We start from the raw sequence: 23470 nt of genomic DNA, 5'->3' as shown, positions 1-23470 counted from the left end.
GCTAACCCCGCCACCGTCGTCCGTCAAGCCCCGTATGCTTCCGGCCCGCCCCCCGGCCCGGTACGGAGGGTCCCCTCCGTACCGGGCCGGATGCCTTCACGGACGCGGGCCCTGTCGGGCGCACCGGGTCCGTCAGACACGTCGCGTGTCAGGCGTTTCAGGGGCGGCGCCATGCGCCGTCCGCCGTGCGGGGCCGGCGGCCGTGGGGAACCCTGGAGCCAGGCGTGGGGAACCCTGGAGGTGGCCGCGTGGCGATGGACCCCGTCGAGGCTCTGGACCGGATCGCCTTCCTGCTGGAGCGGTCCCTGGCGCCGACGTACCGCGTACGTGCCTTCCGCACCGCCGCGCGGGCGATGGCGGCGCTGGGCGCCCAGGAGGTCCGTGAGCGCGCCGCGGCCGGGTCGCTGGAGTCGCTCAAGGGGGTGGGCCCGAAGACCGCGCAGGTGGCGCGCGAGGCGCTGGCCGGGGAGACGCCCGGCTACCTGCGCAGGCTGGAGGACGAGGCGGGCGATCCGGGGCCGCGGGCCGGCGACGGGCTGCGGGCGCTGCTGCGCGGGGACTGCCATCTGCACTCCGACTGGTCGGACGGCGGCAGCCCCATCGAGGAGATGGGCCGGACGGCGGCGGCGCTGGGCCACGAGTGGGCGGTACTCACCGACCACTCCCCCCGTCTGACGGTCGCCAAGGGCCTGTCGGCCGAGCGGCTGCGCACGCAGCTCGACGTGGTCGCGGAGCTGAACGAGACCTGGGCGCCGTTCCGGCTGCTGACCGGCATCGAGTGCGACATCCTCGACGACGGCTCCCTCGACCAGGAGCCGGACCTGCTGGACCGGCTCGACGTGGTGGTCGTGTCGGTGCACTCCAAGCTGCGCATGGACGCCCGCACGATGACCCGCCGCATGGTGGCCGCCGTACGCGACCCGCACGCGGACGTGCTCGGGCACTGCACCGGGCGGCTGGTGACCGGGCGGGGGCGGCCCGAATCGGAGTTCGACGCCGACGAGGTGTTCGCGGCGTGCGCGGAGACCGGCACCGCCCTGGAGATCAACAGCAGGCCCGAGCGACTGGACCCGCCGCGCCGGCTGCTGCGGCGGGCGGTGGACGCGGGCCTGCTGTTCTCCGTCGACACCGACGCGCACGCCCCCGGCCAGCTGGACTGGCAGATCCTCGGGTGCGCGCGGGCGGAGGAGTGCGAGGTGCCCGCCGAGCGGATCGTCACGACGTGGCCGGCCGACGAGCTGCTGGCCTGGACCCGGGAGCGGCGGCTGCCCGACGGCGTGGGCAGCCCCTGACGTGGTACCCGACCCCCGCCGTACATCCGGCCCGTACCTGCCCGCCCCACCGCTTCGAAGGGAGAACGTACGCATGGAAGCACGCGCCGCCCTGTTCGACGTCGACGGCACCCTCGTCGACACCAACCACCTGCACGTCACCGCCTGGTGGGAGGCCTTCCGGCAGGCCGGGCTCCGGGTGCCGATGCACGCCCTGCACCGCGCGGTCGGGCTGCCCTCCACGGACCTGATCGCCCAGGTGCTCGGCGAGGAACGCGACACCGGCCGCGACGAGGCGATCAGTGCCGCGCACAAGGCGCTCTACGGGCAGTACTTCGACCGGCTGCCCGCCCTGGACGACGCGGGGCGGCTGCTGCGCACGGTGGCCGGCGACGGATGGCGGGTCGTGCTCGTCACGTCGGCGAGCGGGCCGGAACTGTCGGCGCTGCGGCGCGCCATCGACGCCGACGACGCGATCACCGCGACCGCGAGCGCCGAGGACGTGGCGCAGGGCAAGCCCCATCCGGAACCCGTCGAACAGGCCCTGGAACTCGCCGGCGTGCCCGCCGGCCGCGCGGTGCTCGTCGGCGACACGGTGTGGGACATGCGGGCGGCAAGCCGGGCCGGGGTGCGCTGTGTGGCCGTGCTGTGCGGCGGCCTCCCGCGCGCCGATCTGGAGGAGGCGGGCGCGGACGCCGTGTACGACGATCCCGCGCACCTCCTGCAGTCCCTGGCCGACAGTCCTCTCGCGGCGTGAGGGGCGTGATCCGCCGCACGGTCCGGATATCCCCCGCATGATCGGATACCCGCCCCCGCATGACGCGAGCGACGGAAGCGGTGGGCAGGGAGGCACGAGGTCTTGTCGAGTCGGGGCGGGCCGCGCTGCGCGGCCCGGGCCGGGAGCGGGACCTCCTGGTGCAGTCCCTCAAAGCGGCGGGGGCGGCGCTGCTGGCGTGGGTGATCGCGGACGAGTGGCTGCGCGACCCGATGGCCCTGATGGCGCCGTGGGTGGCGCTGGTCCTGGTGCAGGCGACGGTCTACAGCTCGCTCCGGCGGGCCGGGCAGCAGTTCGCAGCGATCTGTGTGGGGGCGCTGCTCGCGTCGGGGGCGCAGTTGCTCGCCGGCGACGTCCTGGTGGCCCTGGCGCTGTCCGTCCCGGCGCTGATGCTGCTGGCGAACTGGCACCGCTTCGGCGACCAGGGCGTCTACGCCGCGACCACCGCCCTGTTCACCCTCGCCTCGGGCACCGTGAGCGGCGCGGCGGTGGCCCACCGGCTGGGGCAGGCGGCGCTCGGCGCGGTGATCGGCGTGACCGTGAACGCGCTGGTGCTGCCCCCGGTACACCTGCGGGACGTGCGGGAGAACCTCGCGGGGCTCGCGAAGCAGACCGGGGACGTCCTGCACGAGGTGGCCGCCGATCTGCGGCGCGGCGACTGGGACGCGTCGACGGCGGCCGACTGGTCGTACGCCGCGGCCCGGCTGGAGCGCCGGCTCGAGGGGCTGCGGTCGGCGCGCGGCTGGAGCCGGGAGAGCCTGTGGCTGACGAGGCGCTGGCTGCATCTGGTGTACCGGGCGCCGGCGTCGCTGCCCGACGAGGCCGAGGACGAGCGGTGGAGCAGGATCACCGGGCATGTCAGGACGCTGGTGCGGACCCTGGCGGTGTCGGCCGACGACAGCCGTACGCCCGTGCCGCCCGAGGCCGGGGCGCTGCGCACGTACGCCCGGCTGCTGGAGCTGATCGGCGAGGCCTGTCACGCGTGGAGCGAGTGGCCGTCCGACGCGCGGACGGGCCCGGACGCGGAGCCGGACGCGGAGCCGGACGCGGAGCCGGACGCGGGTTCTGCCGCCGAACCCGCCGTGGCCTCTGCGGGAGGCCCTGCCGCGGACCGGGCGGCCATGACGGAGTTGGACGAGCTGCACGAACGGCTCCAGCTGAGTCTGCGTGACCATGCCGGGCAGGAGGCGGCCCGCGCGGCCGTCCTCGGGACGCTGCTGCTCCAGGCGGAGAACATCTGGGCGGAGACCGAGCCGGGCGGACACCGGGAGCGGCTGCCCGGGTGACGGGCGGGCGGGGTGACGGGAGGCCCCGGCGACGGGGTGACGGGCGGACGGGGCGACAGGTGGACGGGCGAACGGGTGACGGGGTGAGGGCGTGAGGGGGTGGTGACGTGGCAGGCGGCAGGCGCGGTGGCGGTGCAGGCAGGGAGGCGTGACGCGGATCACCACGCCTGGCGGCGGGCCCGGGAACACCCACCAGTAATTGCCCGTTGAACCAATCGTGGGTACAGAGGGGACCGTGTCCCGGGTCGCACCCCAGGGCCGCTCCTTCGGAACGAGACCTGCGGAGACCTTCGCCGCGGGGCGCCACCGCGACCGTGCCCACCACTGAGCCGCCCCGGCCGTGATTCCCCCGTCGCGGCCGGGGCTTCCCCGTTCTCCGGGTCGGGGCCCGCCTTCCCGGAAACGCCCTGGACGCGTCGGCGTTGACTTCGAGAGCACTCACACACATAGCGTCCCGGGCATGAACGACATCGACAGCCCCAACGACAACGGCGCCGCACAGCGCCCCCTCGGCTCCGGTTTCGGTGCCCGGAGCACCGCCGACGACGTCCTCGCCGGGCTCGACCTGACCGGGAAGCTCGCCCTCGTCACCGGCGGCTACTCGGGACTCGGCCGGGAAACCACCCGCGCCCTCGCCGGAGCCGGAGCCCGCGTCGTCGTGCCCGCGCGCCGCACCGCCGCCGCCCGCGAGGCACTGGCCGGCATCGACGGCGTCGAGGTGGACGAGCTCGACCTCGGCGACCTGGACAGCGTCCGCACCTTCGCCGACCGGTTCCTCGCCACCGGGCGCTCCCTGGACTTCGTCATCAACAGCGCGGGCATCATGGCCTGCCCCGAGACGCGGGTCGGGCCCGGCTGGGAGGCGCAGTTCGCCACCAACCACCTCGGTCACTTCGCCCTGGTCAACCGCCTGTGGCCGGCGATCGAGGCCGGGGGCGGCGCCCGCGTCGTCTCCGTCTCCTCCCGCGGCCACCACTCCTCCGGCATCCGCTGGGACGACGTCCACTGGGAACGCGACTACGACAAGTGGGCGGCGTACGGGCAGGCCAAGACGGCGAACGTGCTGTTCGCCGTCGAGCTCGACCGGCTCGGCCGGGGCACCGGGGTCCGTGCCTTCGCCCTGCACCCCGGTGGCATCCTCACCCCCCTCCAGCGGCACCTGCCGAAGGCGGAGATGGTGGAGCGCGGCTGGATCGACGAGGCCGGCAACCCGCTGAACCCGGAAGGCTTCAAAACCCCCCAGCAGGGCGCGGCCACCCAGGTGTGGGCGGCGACCTCGCCCCGGCTCGACGGCCTGGGCGGTCTCTACCTGGAGGACTGCGACGTCGCCGAACCCGCCGGGGAGGACGGCGGCCGGGGCGGGGTCAAGGCCTGGGCGACCGACCGGGAGCAGGCGGCCCGCCTGTGGGAGCTGTCGGCGGACCTGACGGGCGTGAACGCCTTCGCCGAGTGAGACGACGCGCGGCGCGCCGGGGAGGTGACATCGCGGCCCGCCGGGTACCCGGGCACCTCCCGCGGGGTGCCCGGGTGTGCGGGCGCCTCCCCGCAGTCGGCGGCCGAGAGGAGCTCATGGTGAGCAGCGCAGCGGGCGGCAGGATCGTGGTCACGGGCGCCACCGGCAACGTGGGCACCAGTGTGGTGCGGCTGCTGTCGGAGGATCCGGCGGTGGGGTCCGTGCTGGGCCTGGCCCGGCGGATCCCCGACTGGTCGCCGCAGAAGACGGAGTGGGCCTCGGTGGACCTCGCGTCCCCGCGGGTTGATCTCGTCCCCCGGTTCGCGGGGGCCGACGCGGTGGTGCACCTGGCGTGGGCGTTCCAGCCGACGCGCGACCCGGCGGCGACCTGGCGCACCAACGTCCTCGGCTCCATACGGGTGTTCGAGGCGGTCGCCGAGGCGGGCGTGCCGGCGCTGGTGCACGCGTCGTCGGTGGGCGCGTACTCGCCGGGCCCCAAGGTCCGCGCGGTCGACGAGTCGTGGCCGACGCACGGCTGGCCGGACGCCGCCTACTGCCGGGAGAAGGCCTACCTGGAGCGTGCGCTGGACACGTTCGAACGGGATCATCCCGGCATCCGGGTGGTGCGGATGCGGCCGGCGTTCCTCTTCAAGCGGCAGTCCGCCAGTGAGCAGCGCCGGATCTTCGGCGGCAGGCTCCTGCCGGGGCCGCTGGCCCGGCCCGAGTTGCTGCCGTTCCTGCCGGACGTCCCCGGGCTGCGGGCGCAGGCGCTGCACACCGACGACGCCGCGAACGCGTACTGCCTGGCGGTGCACTCCGACGTGCGGGGTCCGTTCAATCTGGCGGCCGAACCGCCGGTGGACGCGGAACTGCTGGGCGGGCTGCTGGGCACGCGCCGGGTGCGGATGCCGCGTACGGCGGCCCGGTCGGCGATCGCCGCCGCGTGGGGGCTGCGTCTGCTGCCGGCCTCGCCCCATCTCTTCGACGCGGTGCTGCGGCTGCCGCTGATGGACTGCACCCGCGCGCGTGCCGAACTCGGCTGGCGGCCGGTACGGGACTCCACCGAGGTGCTGGAGGAGTTCCTGCGGGGTCTCAAGGAGGGTGCGGGCGCGCCGACGGAGCCCCTGCGGGGCCGCAAGGTCGGCTGACGGGGCCAGAAGGCAGGCCCGCCGTCCCGGGCGCGCGGGGTCGGCCGGACACCCGGCTCCGGCGTCCGGTCAGGCGGAGGACTCGTCCGGGACCGGCTGTTCCGGGTTGCTGCCCGAATCGTGCGGGACACCCTGCCGGCCCGCGCACGCCTCGTCGTCGGCAACGTTGTCGACTGACGGGCAAAAGGGCAGGGGCCCCCGTCCCAGGCGCCCGGGGGCGGGCCGAACACCTGGCTCCGGCGTCCGGTCAGGCGGAGGACTCGTCCGGGACGGGCTGTTCCGGGTTGCTGCCCGACTGGTGCGGGGCACCCTGCCGGCCCGTGCCGGCCTCGTCGGTGTCGGGGACGTCCTCGGAGTCCGTCTGCTCCCCCTCGGCCGCAGTGTCCTCGGGGCGCCCGACGGGCACCTCCCAGGGGTCCTCGCCGGAGTCGGCCTGCTGGTCCTGCAGATCCCGGGGTACGGGCTGGGGCGTGTCGCGGCGGTCGGCCACAGCGTGCTCCTTCCGTCGTGCGATCACACCGGGTACCGCCGGGGCGCGCCGCCAAACCTCAGTGCGGCGCGCGTTCGGCCAGCGCGGCGTGCCACGCGGGCGGCGGGCCCTCCGGCTCCGGCTCGGCGCGGCGCCCGCCGCGGGCGAAGAAGTCGGCGAGCGGCAGGATGGCGGCGCCGACGGTGACCGCGTCGGGGCCGAGACGGCCGAGGTCGATGGTGACCTTCCCGGCCGGGTGCCGCAGCGCGTACGACACGGCGTGGCGGCGTACGGCGGGCAGGAAGCGGGTGCCGAGCTGGAGGCCGGCCCAGCCGCCGATGAGGATGCGCTCGGGCTGGAAGAGGTTGATCAGGTCGGACAGTCCGGCGCCCAGGTACTCGGCGGTCTCCTCCAGGACGGCGAGCGCGACGGGGTCGGCGGCCTCGCCCTCGGCCGGGTAGGCGGCGGCGAGCATCGCGGTGAGCGCGGTCTCCTCGTCGGTGTCGGCGGGCGGCCGTCCGCCCTCCTCGCGCCACCGGGCGAGCAGCGATTCGGCGCCCGCGTAGGCCTCCAGGCAGCCGAGCGAGCCGCACCGGCAGCGGCGCCCCCTGACCCGTACCGTCAGATGGCCCCACTCGACGGCCCGGCCGTGCTCCACCTCGGGGGTGACGAGGCAGGCGCCGACGCCGGAGCCGAAGAGGACCACGAGCGCGTTGCGGGCGCCGCGTCCGGCGCCGAACCACATCTCGGCCTGACCGAGGGTCTTGGCGCCGTTGTCGATGAAGTACGGGACGGTGCCGGGCAGGTGGGAGCCGGTGCGCAGCAGCGCTTCCAGCGGTACGGCGTCCCAGCCGATGGTCTGTCCGTGCACGACGGCGCCCCGGTCGGCGGTGCGCTCCACGATGCCGGGTACGCCGATGCCGACGCCGAGGAGCCGGTCGGGGGCGATCTCCGCCGCCGCGAGGACTTCGGCGATGCCCGCCCTGATGTGGTCGACGATGACGTCGACGTCGTAGCGCTGCGGGGTCAGGGGGCGCTCGGTGCGGGCGAGTTCGGTGAGGGCCAGGTCGAAGAGTTCGATGCGGACCCGGGTCTCGCCGACGTCGACGCCGATCATGTGGCCGCTGGTGGGGGCCACGCGCAGCAGGGTGCGGGGCCGGCCGCCGTCCGAGTCGACGCTGCCGGCCTCCTCGACCAGGCCGTCGGCGACGAGGTCGGAGACGACGTTGCTGACGGAGCCCGAGCTCAGTCCGGTGGCCGGGCCCAGTTCGAAGCGGCTGAGAGGGCCGTCGAAGTAGAGCCGTTGCAGCACCGCCGTGCGGTTGGCCCGCCTGAGGTCGCGTACCGTGCGTCCGTTCCGCCCCGCCATGTGGCTCCTTCCAGCCCCTGCCCGGCCTGCAACATACCCTTGCGGCCCGCCTCGGCGCGACTTTCCTCAACCCCTTAATTCATGCCGTGAACTTTGCGGCGGGGCGCCTCGCGCCGTCCGGTGTCCGGCACGGGGCGCCCGCCCCGACGCGGTGCCGGGCGGATCCGGGGCGCGACCGGAGAGCATTCCGCGGGGAAACCCATTGGCCTCCCCCGCCCGGGGCTCCCTACCCTGGCACCACCAAAACCTAGGACCCCTAGGTTTCCCTCCCGGCCCTCTGGAGCCCCACCGTGAGACCACTCACCGAGCAGGACGTCCGCGCCTCTTTCATCAACTGCTCGAAGGGCGAGGCCAAGCGGCTCGCCGTGCCGCGCGATCTCGGTGAACGCCCCTGGGAGGATCTCGACTTCCTCGGCTGGCGGGATCCCGGGGCACCCGACCGGAGCTATGTCGTCGTCGAACGTGACGAACGCCTCGTCGGTGTCGCGATGCGTTTCCAGCCCGCGCAGCGCGGCCTCCTGCACCGCAGCATGTGCTCGCTGTGCCTGACCACCCATCCGCGCGGCGGCGTCGCCCTGATGACCGCGCGGAAGGCGGGTCCGGCGGGCCGCGAGGGCAACTCGGTCGGTGTGTACATGTGCACCGACCTGGCCTGTTCGCTGTATCTGCGGGGCCGCAGGGTGCCGGAGAGCGGCGGCCGTTTCGAGGAGAGCCTCACCGTGGACGAGCAGATCGCCCGCGCGACCGGCAACCTCTTCGCGTTCCTCGACAGGCTGACCGCCTGACCGCGCGCCCCGGCTCCGCACCCGTCGCCGTCCCCCTGCGGCCCCGCACCCGGGCCGCCGCGCGGGTGCGGACGCCCGCGGTCGGCGTCGCATACGTTCGATTCGCCGGTGGACGGGGAACAGCCCACAGGATGCGAAAGGTACGTGAGGTGACGGCGACCGTCGTGGAGTTCGCGAAGCGGCACCACGACCCCGTGCTGGAGCAGACCCTGCGGTCGGCGTTCGCGGCGACGGTGTCGTACGTCATCGCGCTGCGGCTGAGTCCCGAGGCCGCGCCCCTCACGGCGCCGCTGACCGCGCTGCTGGTCGTGCAGGTCACCCTGTACGCCACGCTCACCACCGGCTTCCGCCGCGTGAACGCGGTGGTGACCGGCGTCCTCGTGGCCATCGCCTTCAGCCTGCTGGTGGGTCTGACGTGGTGGAGCCTCGGGCTGCTGATCGTCGCCTCGCTGGTGGTGGGACGGTTCGTACGGGCCGAGGAGTTCGTGCCCGAGGTGGCGATCAGCGCGATGCTGGTGCTCGGCGTCACCACCCACGGCGACACCGCGTGGGCCCGGGTGGTGGAGACGCTGATCGGCGCGACCGTCGGGCTGGCCTGCAACCTGCTGCTGGCGCCGCCGGTGTGGGTGGAGGAGGCCGGAGAGTCCATCGAGGGGCTGGCCCGCCGGGTGCGGCAGCTGATGCTGCGCATGGGCGAGGAGGCGGCCGGACAGACCCCGGTGCACCGGGCGGCGGCCCGGCTGCACGAGGCGCGGCGCCTCGACCACGACATCGTCGAGGTGGACGCGGCCCTCAGGCAGGCCGAGGACAGCCTGCGGCTCAACCCGCGCGTCCGTGAGGGCCTGCTGTACCGGGTGGTGCTGCGCACCGGCCTGGACACGCTGGAGATCTGCACGGTCGTCCTGCGGGTGCTGGCCCGTACCCTCACCGACCTGGCGAAGGAACGCGAGCCGGAGCCGCTGTTCCCGACGGACACCGGCGCGACGGTGGAACAGCTGCTGTCGGAGGTCGCCGACGCCGTGGTGAGTTTCGCGGTGCTGGTCACCTCCAGCACCAGCTCGGACGCGGAGTCCGCCGAGGAGCGGCTGGCCGCCGGGCTGCGCCAGGCCGCCTCGACCCGCGACCGCCTCGCCCGGCTACTGCTCCAGGAGGTGCGGCGCGACTCCCGGCACTGGCAGCTGCACGGCGCGGTCCTGACCGAGGTGAACCGCATCCTCGACGAGATGGACACCGAGCACCGCTCGCAGCGGCTGTTCGAGGAACTGGACCGCAACGCACGCGAGCAGCGCGAGAAGCGGCCCCGGATCACCGAACTGCGGGAGTGGCTGAGCCGGAACCGGAAGGACACCGCCGGCCGTCCCTGGTGACGGACTCCGCAGAGGACGACGCTGCACGAGGCCAGGACGAGCAGAGGAGACGTCGGCGCGGACGGGCCGGCGAAGGAGGGGGCGTTCGGATGACCGACGGCACGGTGCGCATCGACGGCAACACACTGCGGCTGCCGGGAGGGGTGGCGGTCCGGTTCATCCGGACGCTGCGCCTGCCGGAGACCGGTACGCATCCGCTGCCGCCGGGCCTGGGCGAGTTCCCGGTCCGCCGCGTCACCGACTACCCCGGCACCGTGCCCCAGGAGTGGCTGGCGCGTGGCGGGGTGATGCTGCCGGTGTACCTGCGTGAGGCGATGTGGCTGAGCTTCGCCGGCACCACGGAGCCGGCCGCGCTCCAGGTCGGCGTCGGCAAGGTGTGCGCGATCTCGGGCCGCCCGTGGAGCGACCGCCTGACGCGCCGGACGCAGAACTACGTGGTGCTGCCGCGTCAGCCCTGGCTGGACGGCATCAAGTCGGGGAAGGGCACGGTCCGCCAGTTCGTGGCGGTGCCGCTGGGCCTCGGGGCGACCGTCGAGGGTCAGGTCACCGGCGAGGAGACGTGGGGTGGCGTGCAGCTGCAGACGTTCCCGCTGAACGACCGGGAGCTCGCCGCGTGGCGTGCGGAGGAGGCGCAGCGCCGTGCCGAGCGGGCGCGCGCGATGCCGCCTCCGTCCGCGCCGGGCGCCGCGTACGGGGCGGCCCCCGCGTTCGGAGGGGCCCCCGCGTTCGGGGCGGCACCCGCGGCCCCTGCCGCGCCACGGCGCGCCGGCGCGGCGATGGGCCTCGGCGTCGGCGGATCGATGCGGCAGGAGGTCTACAAGGACGACCGCAAGCGGGGCGACTGGGCCGAACAGCCCGCCGGCCGGGTGTTCGTGCACCTGGTGACGCCGCCCGAGTGGCGCCGTATCACCGGCGAGGCCCCGCCGCCGTCGCCGGTGGACCGCGCCGCGTACACGCGCGCGGGGCTGCCCTGGTACGACTACTACGACGAGGACGCCGAGGATCTCGCCCCGACGGGCACCCTGCAGGGCGTGAAGCCGGTCGGTGACTGGCTCGGGGACGATCACGAGCCGTGGGAGCCGACGGTGCCGCAGCAGGTGCAGCCCCTCAAGGACGCGCCGGGCGCGCCGGTCGAGGACGGCACCTGGTAGCGGGCCGGAAGGGCGGCTCAAAGGGGGATTGCACCCGGCGGACGATCCGCGACAGGGTGACGGTCACGGCCGGGACGGCGACTCGACGACCTGAGGTGCGGACATGAGCAGTGGTGACTGGAGCAGGCGCCGGTTCGTCGGCACGCTCACGGGATCGGCCGCCGCGGTGGCCCTCCCGGGCTGCTCCGACAGCTCGCCGCCGAGCGGGCCGCCCGCCACCCGGGCCCGCGCGAAGACCCCGGCCGGGGCACGCGGGCGCAAGGGTTCCGGCCCGCTCCACCTCGGCACGTACACGTCGGTCGACGGCGGCGGCACGGGCGTCGGGCTCGCCACGTACGACACCGTGACGGGACGGATCACCGGCACCGGGACACTGTCCGGGATCGGTGATCCGTCGTACCTCGCGGTACACCCCGACGGCCGGACGCTGTACGCGGTGAACGAGCGCGCGGACGGCGCCGTGACCGCCGTGCGGCTGTCCGACCGCACGGTCCTGGGCAGCCGCGGCACCGGCGGATCGTCGCCGTGCCATCTGTCGGTGCACCCGGGCGGACGCTGGCTGTTCAGCGCCAACTACGGTTCGGGCAGCGTGGCCGTGCACCCGGTCGACGCGGCGGGGGCGCTCGGGGAGCGCACCGACCTGGTGACGCACTCCAGTCCGGCGCCGGGCCCCGGGCAGCGGGGCCCGCACGCCCACCAGATCGTGACCAGCCCCGACGGCGGCCACGTCCTCGCCGTGGACCTGGGCACCGACACCGTGTACACCTACCGGCTCGACGCGGAGGAGGGCACGCTCGGCGAGGTCTCCCGGGCGGGCACCCGGCCGGGCGCGGGTCCGCGTCACCTCACCTTCCATCCGGACGGGCGGCACGCCTACCTGGCCAACGAACTCGACAACACGGTCACGGTGTGCGGGTACGACCCGGACACCGGCCGGCTGACGGTCGGCGCCCCGCAGTCCACGGGAACCGGGTCCGGCACCAGCTACCCGGCGCAGATCGTCGTCACCCTCGACGGGGCGTACGCCTATCTCGCCAACCGCGGGCACAACAGCCTCACGCGCTACGCCGTCGAGCAGGGCGGCGCCCGGCTGCGGCTGCTGGACACGGTGCCCGTCGGGGGCGACTTCCCCCGGCAGCTCGCCCTCTCCCCCGGCGGGAACCTGCTGTTCGCGGCGAACCAGAGGTCCGGCACGGTCAGCGTGTTCCACGTGGACGCGGACAGCGGGCGACTGGAGCTCGCGGGCACGCCGTTCGCGTCACCCGTCGCCGTCTGCGCGCTGCCGCTGTAGGCCGCGCGGGCAGGCCGCGGGGCTCGCCCGCGACAGCATCAGGTCCCGACGTCGCCACGAGCCGCGCGACGTCGTCCGCCGGCCGGTGGACGGGCAGTCGTACGCCGCCCCGCGCGGGCCCGTTCGGCGGCGGTCGGCACCGCCGTCCCCGCACGGGGCGGCGCCGGTCGCCGGTCGAGCGTCAGACGGAGACGACGCCCAGCAGGGCGCGGGCGCACAGATCGCGCACCTGGCGCCGCGTCAGCTCGGGGTCGCGCAGCCACTCCAGGCAGACCGCCGTGGTGAACGCCAGCCAGCCGCGCACCGCGAGCCGTACACCGGGCTGCTCCCCGTACACGGGCCCGAACTCCGGGTCGGCGGCCAGCGCCGCGAGGATCTGCCGCTCCTGGGCGGCCAGCGCCCGCCGGTAGACCCGGCGCACCGACTGGTCGCCCGCCGCGTCGGCGCGGTGGAAGGCGCGGTAGCCGTGCGCGTGGGCCTCGACGTACTCGAGGTACGTGTCGAGTCCGGCCGTGAGCTGCTCGCGCACCGGGATGCCCGGCACGGCGGCGGTCAGCCGCAGCATGCGCTCGCTCTCCCGTTCCACGACCGCCGCGAAGAAGTCCCGTTTCGTCGGGAAGTAGTGGTACAGCAGCCCCCGCGACACACCGGCGATCTCGGCGACCTGCTCGATCCAGACCTCGTCGTAGGGGTTCTCCGAGAACAGCCGCGCCCCGACGGACAGCAGCTGCTCCCTGCGCTCCCCGGTGCTCAGCCGGCGGCGCGTGCGCTCGCCCTGGTTCGCGGCCATCCCCGCACTTTACTTGACGGGGCTTCACGGACCGGTCGAGACTGAAACCCGTTATTGAATCCACGTACAACACGTGTGTGGACACCAAACGTCCGTACGACAGCACGTGTGCGGGACCTCACCGTGCCGCCGGACCAAGGGAGATCTCGACATGGCGCAGACGACCGGGGCCGGACTGCCGAAGGGTTTCCGGGACGCCGGGCAGGGCTGGCCCGAGCTGCACCGCATACCGCACCCGCCGCGCCGGGTCCCGCTGCTCGGCGACGTGCTGGGCGTGAACCGGCGCACTCCGCTGCAGGACTCCCTGCGGATCGCGCGGGAACTGGGACCGATCTTCCGGCGCAACGCCTTCGGCAACGAGTTCGTGTTCGTCTGGGGAGCCGGCCTCGTCGCCGACCTGGCGGACGAGTCGCGGTTCGCCAAACACGTCGGGCTGGGCATCGCCAACCTGCGGCCGGTCGCCGGGGACGGCCTGTTCACGGCGTACAACCACGAGCCCAACTGGCAGCTCGCACACGACATCCTGGCCCCGGCGTTCAGCCGGGAGGCCATGGCCGGCTACCACCCGATGATGCTGTCGGTCGCCGGGCGGCTCACGGACCACTGGGACCGGGCAGCGGCGGCGGGCGGCTCCGTGGACGTGCCCGGCGACATGACGAAGCTGACCCTGGAGACCATCGCCCGCACCGGCTTCGGGCACGACTTCGGCTCCTTCGAGCGGGACCGGCCGCACCCCTTCGTCACCGCCATGGTGGGCACGCTCGCCCACGCGCAGCGCCGCAACACCGTGCCCTCGCCACTGGCCCGACTGCTGCTGCGCGGGGCCGGCCGCCGCAACGCCGCCGACATCGCCCACCTCAACCGCACGGTCGACGAGCTGGTCCGCGAGCGCCGCGGCGGCGGGGACGGGGGCGGGGACCTGCTCGACCGGATGCTCGCCACCGCCCACCCCGTGACCGGCGAGCGGCTCTCGGCGCAGAACGTGCGCCGGCAGGTCATCACCTTCCTCGTCGCGGGCCACGAGACCACCTCCGGCGCGCTCTCCTTCGCGCTGCACTACCTCTCCCGGCACCCCGACGCCGCCGCGCGCGCCCGCGCCGAGGTGGACCGTGTCTGGGGCGACAGCCCGCATCCGGGCTACGAGCAGGTCGCCAAGCTGCGGTACGTGCGCCGGGTGCTGGACGAGTCCCTGCGGCTGTGGCCGACCGCGCCCGCCTTCGCCCGGGAGGCACGCGAGGACACGGTGCTGGCGGGCGAGCATCCGATGCGGCGCGGCGCGTGGACGCTGATCCTGGTGCCCATGCTGCACCGCGACCCCGCGGTGTGGGGCGCGGACGCCGAGGAGTTCGACCCGGACCGCTTCGACGCCAGAGCGGTACGCTCCCGGCTGCCGCACGCCTTCAAACCGTTCGGGACGGGCGCGCGGGCCTGCATCGGACGGCAGTTCGCGCTGCACGAGGCAACCCTGGTGCTCGGGCTGCTGCTGCGCCGCTACGACCTGCGCGCCGACCCGGACTACCGGCTGCGGGTCACCGAACGTCTCACGCTGATACCGGAGGGCCTGCGGCTGCACCCGCAACGCCGCACCCCGGCCCGCGCGCCCGGCGACGCGCCGGGCACCTCGCCGGACACCTCGTGGGAGGACGCGCGGGGCACCGGAACGCATCGGTGAGCGCCGCGCCGTCGGGGACGGCCGGCCGCGGCCGTGGCTCCCGTCGTCACTGCCGTGCGAACAGTTCGAAGGACACGGCCGCCCCGCCGCCGAACCGCCGGCCCGACTGCTGCGCGAACGACGTCAGCAGGCCCCTGGCGTACGTCTCGGGGTCCTCGTCCGTCAGCGCCTCGATGTAGGTGCGGTGTTCGAGCAGCGAGCGCACCGCACGCTCCATCCCGGGCGTGGCGTCCACGGCGTGGGTGGGCGAGGAGGAACCCGCGACGGCGACCCAGCGGACGCCGTCCCAGGGTTCGAGGCCCTGCCCGGCCAGTTCGGGGAAGATCCAGCGGTTCCCGGCGTCGCCGGCGGCGTCCAGTACGGCCCGGCCCAGCGCCACGTGGTCCGGGGTGTTCCAGGCGACACCGCCCCAGGTGTCCCGGTGGTTGAGGGTGATCACCAGTTCGGGCCGGTGCCTGCGGATCGCGGCGGCGAGGTCCCGGCGCAGCCCGACGCCGTACTCGATCACGCCGTCCGGGTAGTCGAGGAACTCCACCCGGGACACGCCGACGACGGCGGCGCTCGCCCGCTGCTCCCGCTCCCGCAGCGCGGCACACCGCGCCGGCTCCAGCGTGTCGATCCCCGCCTCGCCGCGGGTCGCGAGGACGTATGTGACGTCCCGGCCGCCGTCCGTCCAGGCGGCGACGGCCGCGGCGCAGCCGTACTCGAGGTCGTCCGGGTGCGCCACGAGGGCCAGGGCCCGCCGCCAGTCGTCGGGCATCGGCCGGAGCTCGGTGGGGGCGGGTTCGGTCATGTCCGAAGAGTAGGACGGCGGGCGCCCGGTCACACCTCGTCGTGGGCCAGGTCGAGGAGCCGGCCGAGGACGCGCGGGCCTCCGACGCGTACGCCGTCGTGTTCGAACTCGTCGGTGACCCAGGTGCGCAGCCCGCGGATGGCACGGGCGGTGGTGAGGGAGTGCGCGGTGTCGACGTACATGTCGTCGTGGTAGACGGCGGCCGCGACCGGTACCTCGTTGGCGGCGAGGCGGGCCGGGTCGTACAGGGGCCGCCAGTCGGTGCGGGCGGCGAGCAGTTCGGCGGTCTCGCGCAGCGGGCGCAGTGCCGGGTCGCAGTCGAACATCCAGGGGTGGATCGTTTCGCCCGTGAAGAGCACCGGCTCGTCGCCCGCGAGGGCCTTGGCGGCGTCGAACCTCGGGAATGCGGCACGCACCCGTTCGGCCGCCCAGGCGGTGGGCCGCGCGTCCTGGGCGTAGATCGACTCGTGGACGAGCGCGTACAGGGGGTGGCTCGCGTACGACAGCTGGGCCTGGACCTGTTCGAGGAAGGCGTCGGAGAGGGCCGCTCCGGAGGGGGTGCGGACGAAGGCGTCCTGCAGGAGGTGGTGCAGGCGGTGGGTGCCGTCGCCGGTGCCGAGGAGGATGCCGAGCGACTGGAAGGCCTCGACGGTGAGGCGGTACCCCCCGGGCAGGGTGACGTCGTGGGTGAGCAGGTGGTCGGCGATGCGCCGGGCGCGTTCGACGTCGCGGGGGTAGCGGGCGTAGTGCGCGACGGCCTTGCGTTCGATGCGCGGGTACGCCGCCCGGTAGACGTCGTCGGCGTGTGCCGTCAGGGAGGGCAGACCGCCGGTGATCAGGGCGGTGCTCAGGCCCTCGGGGGCGAGCGACAGGTAGGTCACGGTGCAGAAGCCGCCGAAGCTCTGGCCGAGGACGGTCCAGGGGGCGCCGCCGGTCAGCTCGCGGCGGATCAGCTCGCAGTCCCGGACGATGGAGTCGGCGCGGAAGTGCGTGAGGTAGTCGGCCTGGTCGGCGGGGCCGCCGCGCAGCGGGAGGGTCTGGCGGCCCGCGGGGGTGGAGTGGCCGGTGCCGCGCTGGTCGAGGAGGAGGACGCGGTGGTCGTCGAGGGCGCGGGCGAGCCAGGCCTGCTTGCCGATGAAGCGGTTCGCTCCGAAGCCCGGGCCGCCCTGGAGGTACACGAGCCACGGCAGGTCCCGGCCGGCCCTGTCGCGCGCGACGACCTCGCGGGCGTACAGCTCGATCGTCTCCCCGGCCGGGGCGTCGTGGTCGAGGGGCACGGTGAACCGGCGGTCGGTGAGGACGACTCCGGGCTGGCGGTAGCTGTCGGTCAACGAGGGCTCCCGGGGCAGACGGATTTTCGGTCAGTGCCCCAGTTCAGCACATGACCTTGCGGCAGCACTCCCGGGTGCCGGGGAAATCTGCCGGGTCGTCAGCGGGCGGACAGGCTGGAGCGGCGTACCACCAGCTCCGGCTGGAGCACCACCCGGCGGTGCTCGTGGGGGGTGGACGCGTCCTCCGACTCGGTCTCCTCCAGCAGCAGTTCGGCGGCCATGGCGCCCATGGTGACGGCCGGCTGGCGTACGGAGGTGAGCGGGACGGCCGCGGCGGCGGCGAACTCGATGTCGTCGTAGCCGACGATGGCCAGGTCGTCGGGGACGCCGACACCGGCCGCGTACATGGCCTGCAGGACCCCGAGGGCGAGCAGGTCGTTGGCGCAGAAAACGGCGGTGGGCCGGTCGGCCAGGCCGAGGAGGCGCGCGCCGGCGTCCCGGCCCGCGGCGACGTCGAGGCGTTCGGTGGGCAGTTCGCGCAGCGCGTCGGGTCCGAGTCCGGCCTCGGCGAGCGCGTTCAGGGCGCCGATGCGGCGGTCGCGCACCTGGTGGAGGCCGGGCGGGCCACTGACGTAGGCGAGGGAGCGGTGCCGGGCGTCCACCAGGTGGCGCACGGCCAGCGCGCCGCCCGCCACGTCGTCGACGGAGACGGAGCACCCGGTGGTGCCCTCGGCGACCCGGTCCACGAGGACGAAGGGGATGCCGTGCCGGCGGAACGCGGCGATGTTGTGGCCGGTGGCGTCGGCCGGGGTGAGCAGGACGCCGCGGACCCGCTGCTCCGCGAAGTGCGACAGGTACTCGGCCTCCTCGTCGGCGTTCTGGGCGCTGTTGCAGACCATCACGCCGAGCCCGGCCTCGCGGGCGGCCCGCTCGGCGCCGCGCGCCACGTCCACGAAGAACGGGTTGCCCATGTCGAGGACGAGCAGGCCCATGATGCGGCTCCGGCCCGCGCGCAGCTGGCGGGCGGACTCGCTGCGGACGTAGCCCAGCCGGTCGATCGCGGACAGGACGCGGGCCCGGGTCCCGGTGGCGACGGTGTCCGGGCGGTTGATGACGTTGGAGACCGTGCCCACGGAGACTCCGGCGGCGCGGGCGACGTCCTTGATACCCACGGACTGGGCCATCGGGCGAGGACCTCCAGGGTGAGCAGCGGGGAGCGGGCGGGCGGCCGGACGGCCTTCACAGTATCGTCATGCCGCCTGCTGAAGACGTGGCCGGGCGGCCGGAAAGCCACTGCGTGCAGCGGCGGGGCGGTGGTGCCGGGCCCGCGCCCGGTACGCCGCGTGCGGCACCCGGGGACCCCTCGGAGCGCGGCGCGCGTCCTCGGCCCCACGGCGGCGTGCCGGTCACGGTCCTCGGCGGCCAGGCACGCGGGAACTCTGCGGCGTACCGTCGCCGTCCTCGGCGACACGCGCGCGCGAGCACTCACCGGCGTGCCGTTCACCGTGCTGCGCGGCCGTGTCCGCGCGTTTCCGGACGGTCCGGCCGCGCGGACCCCGGGCGGGAAGCAGACGCGCCGCACCGGTACCGCCGCCTTCCTCCGCCTGGACGGGGACCCGTTCCTAGAAGGTGAACCTGTCGATGTTCTTCGCGTCGAACACGGTGGGCCTGCCGAGGCTGATCACGCCGCCGCTGCCGATCGTGTACTCGCCCATCGGCCCGGCCGTGAAGGTCTCGCCCTTCTTGCCGGTGATCTGCCCGGAGACCAGGGCGACGGCGGTGCGCGCGGCCAGTTCGCCGAGCTTGGCCGGGTCCCACAGTTCGAACGCCTCGACGGTGCCGTTCTTGACGTACTTGCGCATGTCGTTGGGGGTGCCGAGGCCGGTCAGCCGGACCCTGCCCCGGTACTTGGAGCCCGACAGGTACTGGGCTGCGGCCTTGATGCCGACGGTGGTCGGGGAGATGATCCCCTTCAGCTTCGGGTGTTCCTGGAGCAGGCCCTGGGTCTGCTGGAAGGACTTCTGGGCGTCGTCGTCGCCGTAGGCGACCTTGACGAGCTCGACGTCCTGGTACTTGGGGTCCTTCAGTTCGTCCTTCATGAAGCCTATCCAGGCGTTCTGGTTCGTCGCGGTCTGCGCGGCGGACAGGATCGCGATCTCGCCCCTGTAGCCGATCTGTTCGGCGAGCAGTCGTACCTGGGTGCGGCCCAGGTCCTCCGACGACGCCTGCGACACGAAGGCGTTGCGGCACTCCGGCCGGGTGTCGGAGTCGTAGGTGACGACCTTGATGTCGTTGCTCATGGCCTGCTTGAGGGCGGTGCACAGGGCGCCGGGGTCCTGCGCGGAGACGGCCATCGCGTCGACCTGCTGCTGGGTGAGCGTGTTGACGTAGGACACCTGGCCGGAGGTGTCGGTGCCGCTGGACGGGCCGACCTCCTTGAAGCGGGAGCCGAGTTCTCTCAGGGCTTTCTCGCCTCCCTTGTCGGCGGTGGTGAAGTACGGGTTGTTGACCTGCTTGGGCAGGAAGCCGACGGTCAGGTCCTTCTTCAGCGCGGTGTCGGGGTCGGCCTTGCCGCCCGGCGCGTTCGCGGCGCTCTCGTTGTCCACGTCGTCCTTGGTGGTGCCGGAACAGGCGGTCGCGGCGAGGGCGAGGGCGGTGACGGCGGCGAGGGCCGCGCCGGTCCGGCGGGGGGTCCGGCGGAGGGATGACTTGCGCATCACGGCGTCCTTTACGAGGAGGAGAGCGGGGGCGGAGACGGGCGGGGAGGGCGGCTTGCGGCTACGGCGCCGGGGCGGGCCGCTCGGCCGGTGGTGCCGGGGCGGCTCCGCGTCCGGCCCGCGCCACCGCGACCTGGCGGGCGACGCGCGGACCGAGCACCGACAGGACGAGGAGCACGCCCGTGACGACGATCTGCGACTGCGCGGAGACGTCCTCGAGGCTCATCACGTTCTGCAGGGCGCCCAGCAGGAACACCCCCGCGATCGCGCCGCCGAGCGTACCCCTGCCCCCGTCGAAGTCGATGCCGCCCAGCAACACCGCGGCCACGACGGACAGTTCGAGGCCGGTGGCGTTGTCGTAGCGGGCGCTGGCGTAGTGCAGCGCCCACAGGACACCGGTGAGGGAGGCCGTCAGACCGGTCAGGGTGAACAGGAGCAGCTTCTGCCGCCTGACACGGATGCCGGCGAACCGCGCCGCCTCCACGTTCGCGCCGATCGCGAACAGCGACCGCCCGAACGGCGTGGCGTGCAGCGTCACGACGGCGACGGCGAGCAGGACGAGGAAGGGCAGGAAGGCGTACGGAACGAAGGTGTCGCCGAGGCGTCCTGCCGCGAAGTCCAGGTACGGGGCGGGGAAGTCGGTCACCGCGTCGGAGCCGAGCACGATCTGCGCGACGCCCCGGTAGGCGGCCAGGGTGCCGATGGTGACCGCGAGGGACGGCAGCCCGAGCCGGGTCACCAGCAGCCCGTTGACCAGGCCGCACACCACACCGAGCAGCAGGCAGAGCGGGATGATCGTCTCGATGGCCATGCCCTGGTTCCACAGGGCGCCCATCACGGCGCCCGACAGGCCGGCCGTCGACGCCACCGACAGGTCGATCTCCCCGGCCACCACGAGCATCGTCATGGGCAGGGCGATCAGCGCGATCGGCAGGGTGTTGCCGATCAGGAACGACAGGTTGAGCGCGTTGCCGAAGCCGTCGACGAAACCGAAGGAGGACAGCAGGACCACGACGAGCAGGGAGCCGACGACCGTGTCCCAGCGGACGGCACGCGCGAGTGCGGAGTCAGCCATGGCGGGCGTTCCTCTTCTTCAGGGCGGCGGCCACGCGCACCGCGACGATCCGGTCGGCCGAGATGGCGAGGAGGAGCAGAATGCCATTGATCGCGAGCACCCACACGGAGCTGACGCCGAGTGCGGGCAGCACACTGTTGACGGAGGTCAGCAGCAGCGCGCCGAGCGCGGCGCCGTAGACGCTGCCGGAGCCGCCGGTGAAGACGACGCCGCCGACCACGACCGCGCTGACGACGGTGAGTTCGTAGCCGGTGCCGGTGCCGGAGTCGACGTTGCCGAACCGGGCCAGGTACAGGGCGCCCGCGAGCCCGGCGAGCGCGCCGCAGAAGGTGTACGCGGCGAGGATCCGTCTGCGGACGGGGATGCCGGCGAGCCGGGCGGCCTCGGGGTGGGAGCCGAGCGCGTACAGCTCGCGTCCGCTGCCGTAGTGCTTGAGGTGGTACGCGGTCGCCACCAGCACGGCCAGGGCGATGAGGGCCGGCCAGGGCACGGCCGAGATGCCGTCGGAGCCGAAGTCGACGAAGCCGCCGGGCAGGTCGGCCGCGGTGATCTGACGTGCGCCGACCCAGAGGGAGTCGATGCCGCGGATGATGTAGAGCGTGCCGAGGGTGACCACGAGCGCGGGCACCTGGCCGACGCTGACCAGCAGGCCGTTGAGCAGCCCGGAGCCGACGCCCGTCAGTACGGCGAGCAGCACGGCCACGACGGGGTTGCCGCCGCCCTGGAGGTGGACACCGGCGGCGAAGGCGCTGATGCCGAGGGTGGAGCCGACGGACAGGTCGACGTTGCGGGTGATGACGACCAGGGACTGACCGGTGGCGACCAGGACCAGGATCGTCGCGTTCAGCAGCAGGTCCTTGACGCCCTGCTCGGACAGGAACGCGCTGTTGCGGGCCTGAGTGACGGCGATCATCACCAGGAACACGGTCGCGATGGCGAGTTCACGCATCCTGAAGACCCGGTCGACCAGCCGCGTGCCGCTGGACCGGGGCACCTCGCCGACCGGGGCTTTGCCGGGGGCGGTCACCATCATGCTGCGGCCCTCCGAAGGGGTCTCGTGTTCACGTTCGTACGGTCGGCGCGGCGCTGCGCGGGTCACGCGGCGGCCCCCGGGGGCTTCGCGGCCCTGCGGCCGGTCACCCGGCGGACCCCTCCCGGAGCCGGCCCGGGGGTCGTACGGCCTGTCATGCGGCCCTCCCGGTGGCGGCGGCCATCACCGTCTCCTCGGTGGCCTCGGCGCGCGGGATCTCGGCGGTGAGCCGCCCCTCGTGCATCACCAGCACCCGGTCCGCCATGCCGAGGACCTCGGGCAGGTCGGAGGAGATCATCAGGACGGCCACGCCGTCGGCGGCCAGCTCGCTCAGCAGCCGGTGCACCTCGGCCTTGGTGCCGACGTCGATGCCGCGGGTGGGCTCGTCCACGATCAGTACCTTGGGGCGGGTCGCCAGCCATTTCGCGAGGACGACCTTCTGCTGGTTGCCGCCGGACAGCGTGGAGACGGCGTCCGCGATCCGGGCGTACTTGACGTGCAGTCTCACGGCCCAGTCCAGGGAGCGGTCGCGCTCGGCGCCGCGGTCCATCAGCCCGGCCCGCGCGGTCGTCCGCAGTCCGGTGAGCCCGATGTTGCGCTCGACGGACATGCCCATCACCAGGCCCTGGGCGCGCCGGTCCTCGGGAACGAGGGCCAGCCCGGCGGCCATCGCCTGGGAGGGGGCGCCGCCCACGAGGGTCCTGCCGTCCACGGTGACCTCGCCGGCGTCGTGGCGGTCGATCCCGAACACGGCACGGGCCACCTCGGTGCGACCGGCGCCGACGAGTCCGGCGAGGCCGACGATCTCACCGCGCCGCACGTCGAAGGAGACGTCGGTGAACACGCCCTCCCGGGTCAGCCGCCGGACGCTGAGGGCGACCCCGCCCGGAGTGACCGCCCGCTCGGGGTACAGCTCGGCGAGGTCGCGGCCGACCATGCGGCGTACCAGGTCGTCCTCGGTCATGCCGTCGAGCGGTTCGCCGGCGATCCGGGCGCCGTCCCGCAGGGTGGTGACCCGCCCGCAGATCCGGAAGATCTCCTCGATGCGGTGCGAGACGAACAGCACCGCGGCGCCCTGGTCGCGCAGGGTGCGGACGACGCCGAAGAGGCGGGCGACCTCACTGCCGGTGAGGGCGGCGGTCGGCTCGTCCATGATCAGGACGCGCGCGTCGAAGGACAGGGCCTTGGCGATCTCCACGATCTGCTGGTCGGCGATGGACAGGCCGCGCGCGGGGCGGCCCGGGTCGAGTTCGACGCCGAGCCGCTCCGTCAGGGCGAGGGTGGCACGGTGGGTGGCCCGGTGGTCGATGCGCCCCAGGGTCCGCCGGGGCTGCCGGCCCATGAAGATGTTCTCGGCGATCGACAGGTCGGGGAAGAGCGTCGGCTCCTGGTGGATGACGGCGACACCGGCGTCGCGCGCGTCGCCGGGGCCGTGGAAGACGACCGGTGCGCCGTCGAGCAGCACCTGGCCCGCGTCCGGCCGGTGCACCCCGGCGAGGGTCTTGATGAGGGTGGATTTTCCGGCGCCGTTCTCGCCCGCCAGGGCGTGCACCTCGCCGGGGAGCAGCTCCAGGGAGACGTTCCGCAGGGCGCGGACCGCGCCGAAGGACTTGGAGACGTCCCTGAGCGCCAGGGCCGGGGCCGGGGCCGGGGCCGGACCCGTGTCGGACGGGTGGGTCATGGGGGCTCCTCGACAACGCCGTCCGGAGGGCCGTCCCGACGTCGTGAAAGGTTTCAACTCGATGGCCGGGACGTTA

Annotated in this window: 20 protein-coding genes and 1 pseudogene; 10 read left to right on the top strand and 11 right to left on the bottom strand. The window is 74.1% G+C overall.

The window, feature by feature from the left end; translation table 11 throughout:
- The first annotated feature begins 254 nt into the window (after positions 1 to 254).
- The 5 genes from ABZ354_RS24100 to ABZ354_RS24080 all read left to right on the top strand — a co-directional run bounded on the left by ABZ354_RS24100 (position 255) and on the right by ABZ354_RS24080 (position 5933).
- On the top strand, positions 255 to 1292 hold the full coding sequence (locus ABZ354_RS24100) for a PHP domain-containing protein (RefSeq protein ID WP_358659986.1): 1038 nt from the start codon (positions 255 to 257) through the stop codon (positions 1290 to 1292).
- A gap of 73 nt (positions 1293 to 1365) precedes the next feature.
- On the top strand, positions 1366 to 2028 hold the full coding sequence (locus ABZ354_RS24095) for an HAD family hydrolase (RefSeq protein ID WP_358659972.1): 663 nt from the start codon (positions 1366 to 1368) through the stop codon (positions 2026 to 2028).
- Between the two features lie 59 nt (positions 2029 to 2087).
- On the top strand, positions 2088 to 3332 hold the full coding sequence (locus tag ABZ354_RS24090) for an aromatic acid exporter family protein (protein ID WP_358659970.1): 1245 nt from the start codon (positions 2088 to 2090) through the stop codon (positions 3330 to 3332).
- A 460-nt stretch (positions 3333 to 3792) separates the two neighbouring features.
- Positions 3793 to 4785, top strand: coding sequence for an SDR family NAD(P)-dependent oxidoreductase (locus tag ABZ354_RS24085; protein ID WP_358659968.1), 993 nt, complete (start codon positions 3793 to 3795; stop codon positions 4783 to 4785).
- Between the two features lie 119 nt (positions 4786 to 4904).
- Positions 4905 to 5933: an SDR family oxidoreductase gene (locus ABZ354_RS24080; protein WP_358659984.1), complete on the top strand. Its 1029-nt coding sequence runs from the start codon at positions 4905 to 4907 to the stop codon at positions 5931 to 5933.
- A 247-nt stretch (positions 5934 to 6180) separates the two neighbouring features.
- Here ABZ354_RS24080 and ABZ354_RS24075 read toward each other — a convergent pair whose 3' ends face one another.
- Together ABZ354_RS24075 and ABZ354_RS24070 are read right to left on the bottom strand one after the other, a co-directional pair.
- The gene (locus ABZ354_RS24075; protein ID WP_358659966.1) at positions 6181 to 6423 is read right to left on the bottom strand and encodes a hypothetical protein; all 243 of its coding nucleotides are present in this window, start codon (positions 6421 to 6423) and stop codon (positions 6181 to 6183) included.
- Between the two features lie 58 nt (positions 6424 to 6481).
- Positions 6482 to 7771, bottom strand: coding sequence for an ROK family protein (locus ABZ354_RS24070; RefSeq protein ID WP_358659964.1), 1290 nt, complete (start codon positions 7769 to 7771; stop codon positions 6482 to 6484).
- A 290-nt stretch (positions 7772 to 8061) separates the two neighbouring features.
- Here ABZ354_RS24070 and ABZ354_RS24065 point away from each other — a divergent pair, with 290 nt between their 5' ends.
- From ABZ354_RS24065 to ABZ354_RS24050, 4 genes are all read left to right on the top strand, one after another.
- A complete protein-coding gene (locus ABZ354_RS24065; RefSeq protein WP_358659962.1) occupies positions 8062 to 8556 on the top strand; it encodes an FBP domain-containing protein in 495 nt (164 codons plus the stop codon).
- Positions 8557 to 8687: 131 nt separating this feature from the next.
- The gene (locus ABZ354_RS24060) at positions 8688 to 9923 is read left to right on the top strand and encodes an aromatic acid exporter family protein (protein WP_358659960.1); all 1236 of its coding nucleotides are present in this window, start codon (positions 8688 to 8690) and stop codon (positions 9921 to 9923) included.
- Positions 9924 to 10012: 89 nt separating this feature from the next.
- Positions 10013 to 11074, top strand: coding sequence for a hypothetical protein (locus ABZ354_RS24055; protein ID WP_358659959.1), 1062 nt, complete (start codon positions 10013 to 10015; stop codon positions 11072 to 11074).
- Between the two features lie 103 nt (positions 11075 to 11177).
- A complete protein-coding gene (locus tag ABZ354_RS24050; RefSeq protein ID WP_358659958.1) occupies positions 11178 to 12365 on the top strand; it encodes a lactonase family protein in 1188 nt (395 codons plus the stop codon).
- Here the strand turns inward: ABZ354_RS24050 and ABZ354_RS24045 are convergent.
- A pseudogene (locus ABZ354_RS24045) lies at positions 12333 to 12480 on the bottom strand (DUF2470 domain-containing protein); the annotation flags it as partial. The gene ABZ354_RS24050 and the pseudogene ABZ354_RS24045 overlap by 33 nt on opposite strands.
- Before the next feature lie 66 nt (positions 12481 to 12546).
- Entirely contained in the window at positions 12547 to 13155 is a 609-nt protein-coding gene (locus ABZ354_RS24040) for a TetR/AcrR family transcriptional regulator (protein WP_358659956.1), read from the bottom strand.
- Positions 13156 to 13306: 151 nt separating this feature from the next.
- Between ABZ354_RS24040 and ABZ354_RS24035 the strand changes: the two genes are divergently transcribed.
- On the top strand, positions 13307 to 14827 hold the full coding sequence (locus ABZ354_RS24035; protein WP_358659954.1) for a cytochrome P450: 1521 nt from the start codon (positions 13307 to 13309) through the stop codon (positions 14825 to 14827).
- A gap of 46 nt (positions 14828 to 14873) precedes the next feature.
- Here the strand turns inward: ABZ354_RS24035 and ABZ354_RS24030 are convergent, their stop codons facing one another.
- The 7 genes from ABZ354_RS24030 to ABZ354_RS24000 all read right to left on the bottom strand — a co-directional run bounded on the left by ABZ354_RS24030 (position 14874) and on the right by ABZ354_RS24000 (position 23394).
- Positions 14874 to 15620: a PIG-L deacetylase family protein gene (locus ABZ354_RS24030; RefSeq protein ID WP_358659952.1), complete on the bottom strand. Its 747-nt coding sequence runs from the start codon at positions 15618 to 15620 to the stop codon at positions 14874 to 14876.
- Between the two features lie 29 nt (positions 15621 to 15649).
- Positions 15650 to 16951 carry an alpha/beta fold hydrolase gene (locus tag ABZ354_RS24025; protein ID WP_358659950.1) on the bottom strand — a complete coding sequence of 434 codons (1302 nt, stop codon included), beginning with the start codon at positions 16949 to 16951 and terminating at the stop codon, positions 15650 to 15652.
- Between the two features lie 98 nt (positions 16952 to 17049).
- Positions 17050 to 18075, bottom strand: a complete 1026-nt coding sequence (locus tag ABZ354_RS24020; protein ID WP_358659948.1) for a LacI family DNA-binding transcriptional regulator — start codon at positions 18073 to 18075, stop codon at positions 17050 to 17052.
- Between the two features lie 438 nt (positions 18076 to 18513).
- The gene (rhaS, locus tag ABZ354_RS24015) at positions 18514 to 19608 is read right to left on the bottom strand and encodes a rhamnose ABC transporter substrate-binding protein (RefSeq protein WP_358659946.1); all 1095 of its coding nucleotides are present in this window, start codon (positions 19606 to 19608) and stop codon (positions 18514 to 18516) included.
- A gap of 61 nt (positions 19609 to 19669) precedes the next feature.
- Complete coding sequence (locus tag ABZ354_RS24010) at positions 19670 to 20683, bottom strand: ABC transporter permease (protein WP_358659944.1); 1014 nt, start codon at positions 20681 to 20683, stop codon at positions 19670 to 19672.
- A complete protein-coding gene (locus tag ABZ354_RS24005) occupies positions 20676 to 21716 on the bottom strand; it encodes an ABC transporter permease (protein ID WP_358659942.1) in 1041 nt (346 codons plus the stop codon). Before ABZ354_RS24005 ends, ABZ354_RS24010 begins: the two co-directional genes overlap by 8 nt.
- 151 nt (positions 21717 to 21867) lie before the next feature.
- A complete protein-coding gene (locus ABZ354_RS24000; protein WP_358659940.1) occupies positions 21868 to 23394 on the bottom strand; it encodes a sugar ABC transporter ATP-binding protein in 1527 nt (508 codons plus the stop codon).
- Positions 23395 to 23470 lie beyond the last annotated feature (76 nt).

Source organism: Streptomyces sp. NPDC005925 (assembly GCF_040638805.1).
In the GTDB taxonomy this organism is placed as follows: domain Bacteria; phylum Actinomycetota; class Actinomycetes; order Streptomycetales; family Streptomycetaceae; genus Streptomyces.
Note: the sequence above shows the minus strand (reverse complement) of the source record. Positions and strands in the feature narration are given on the sequence as shown.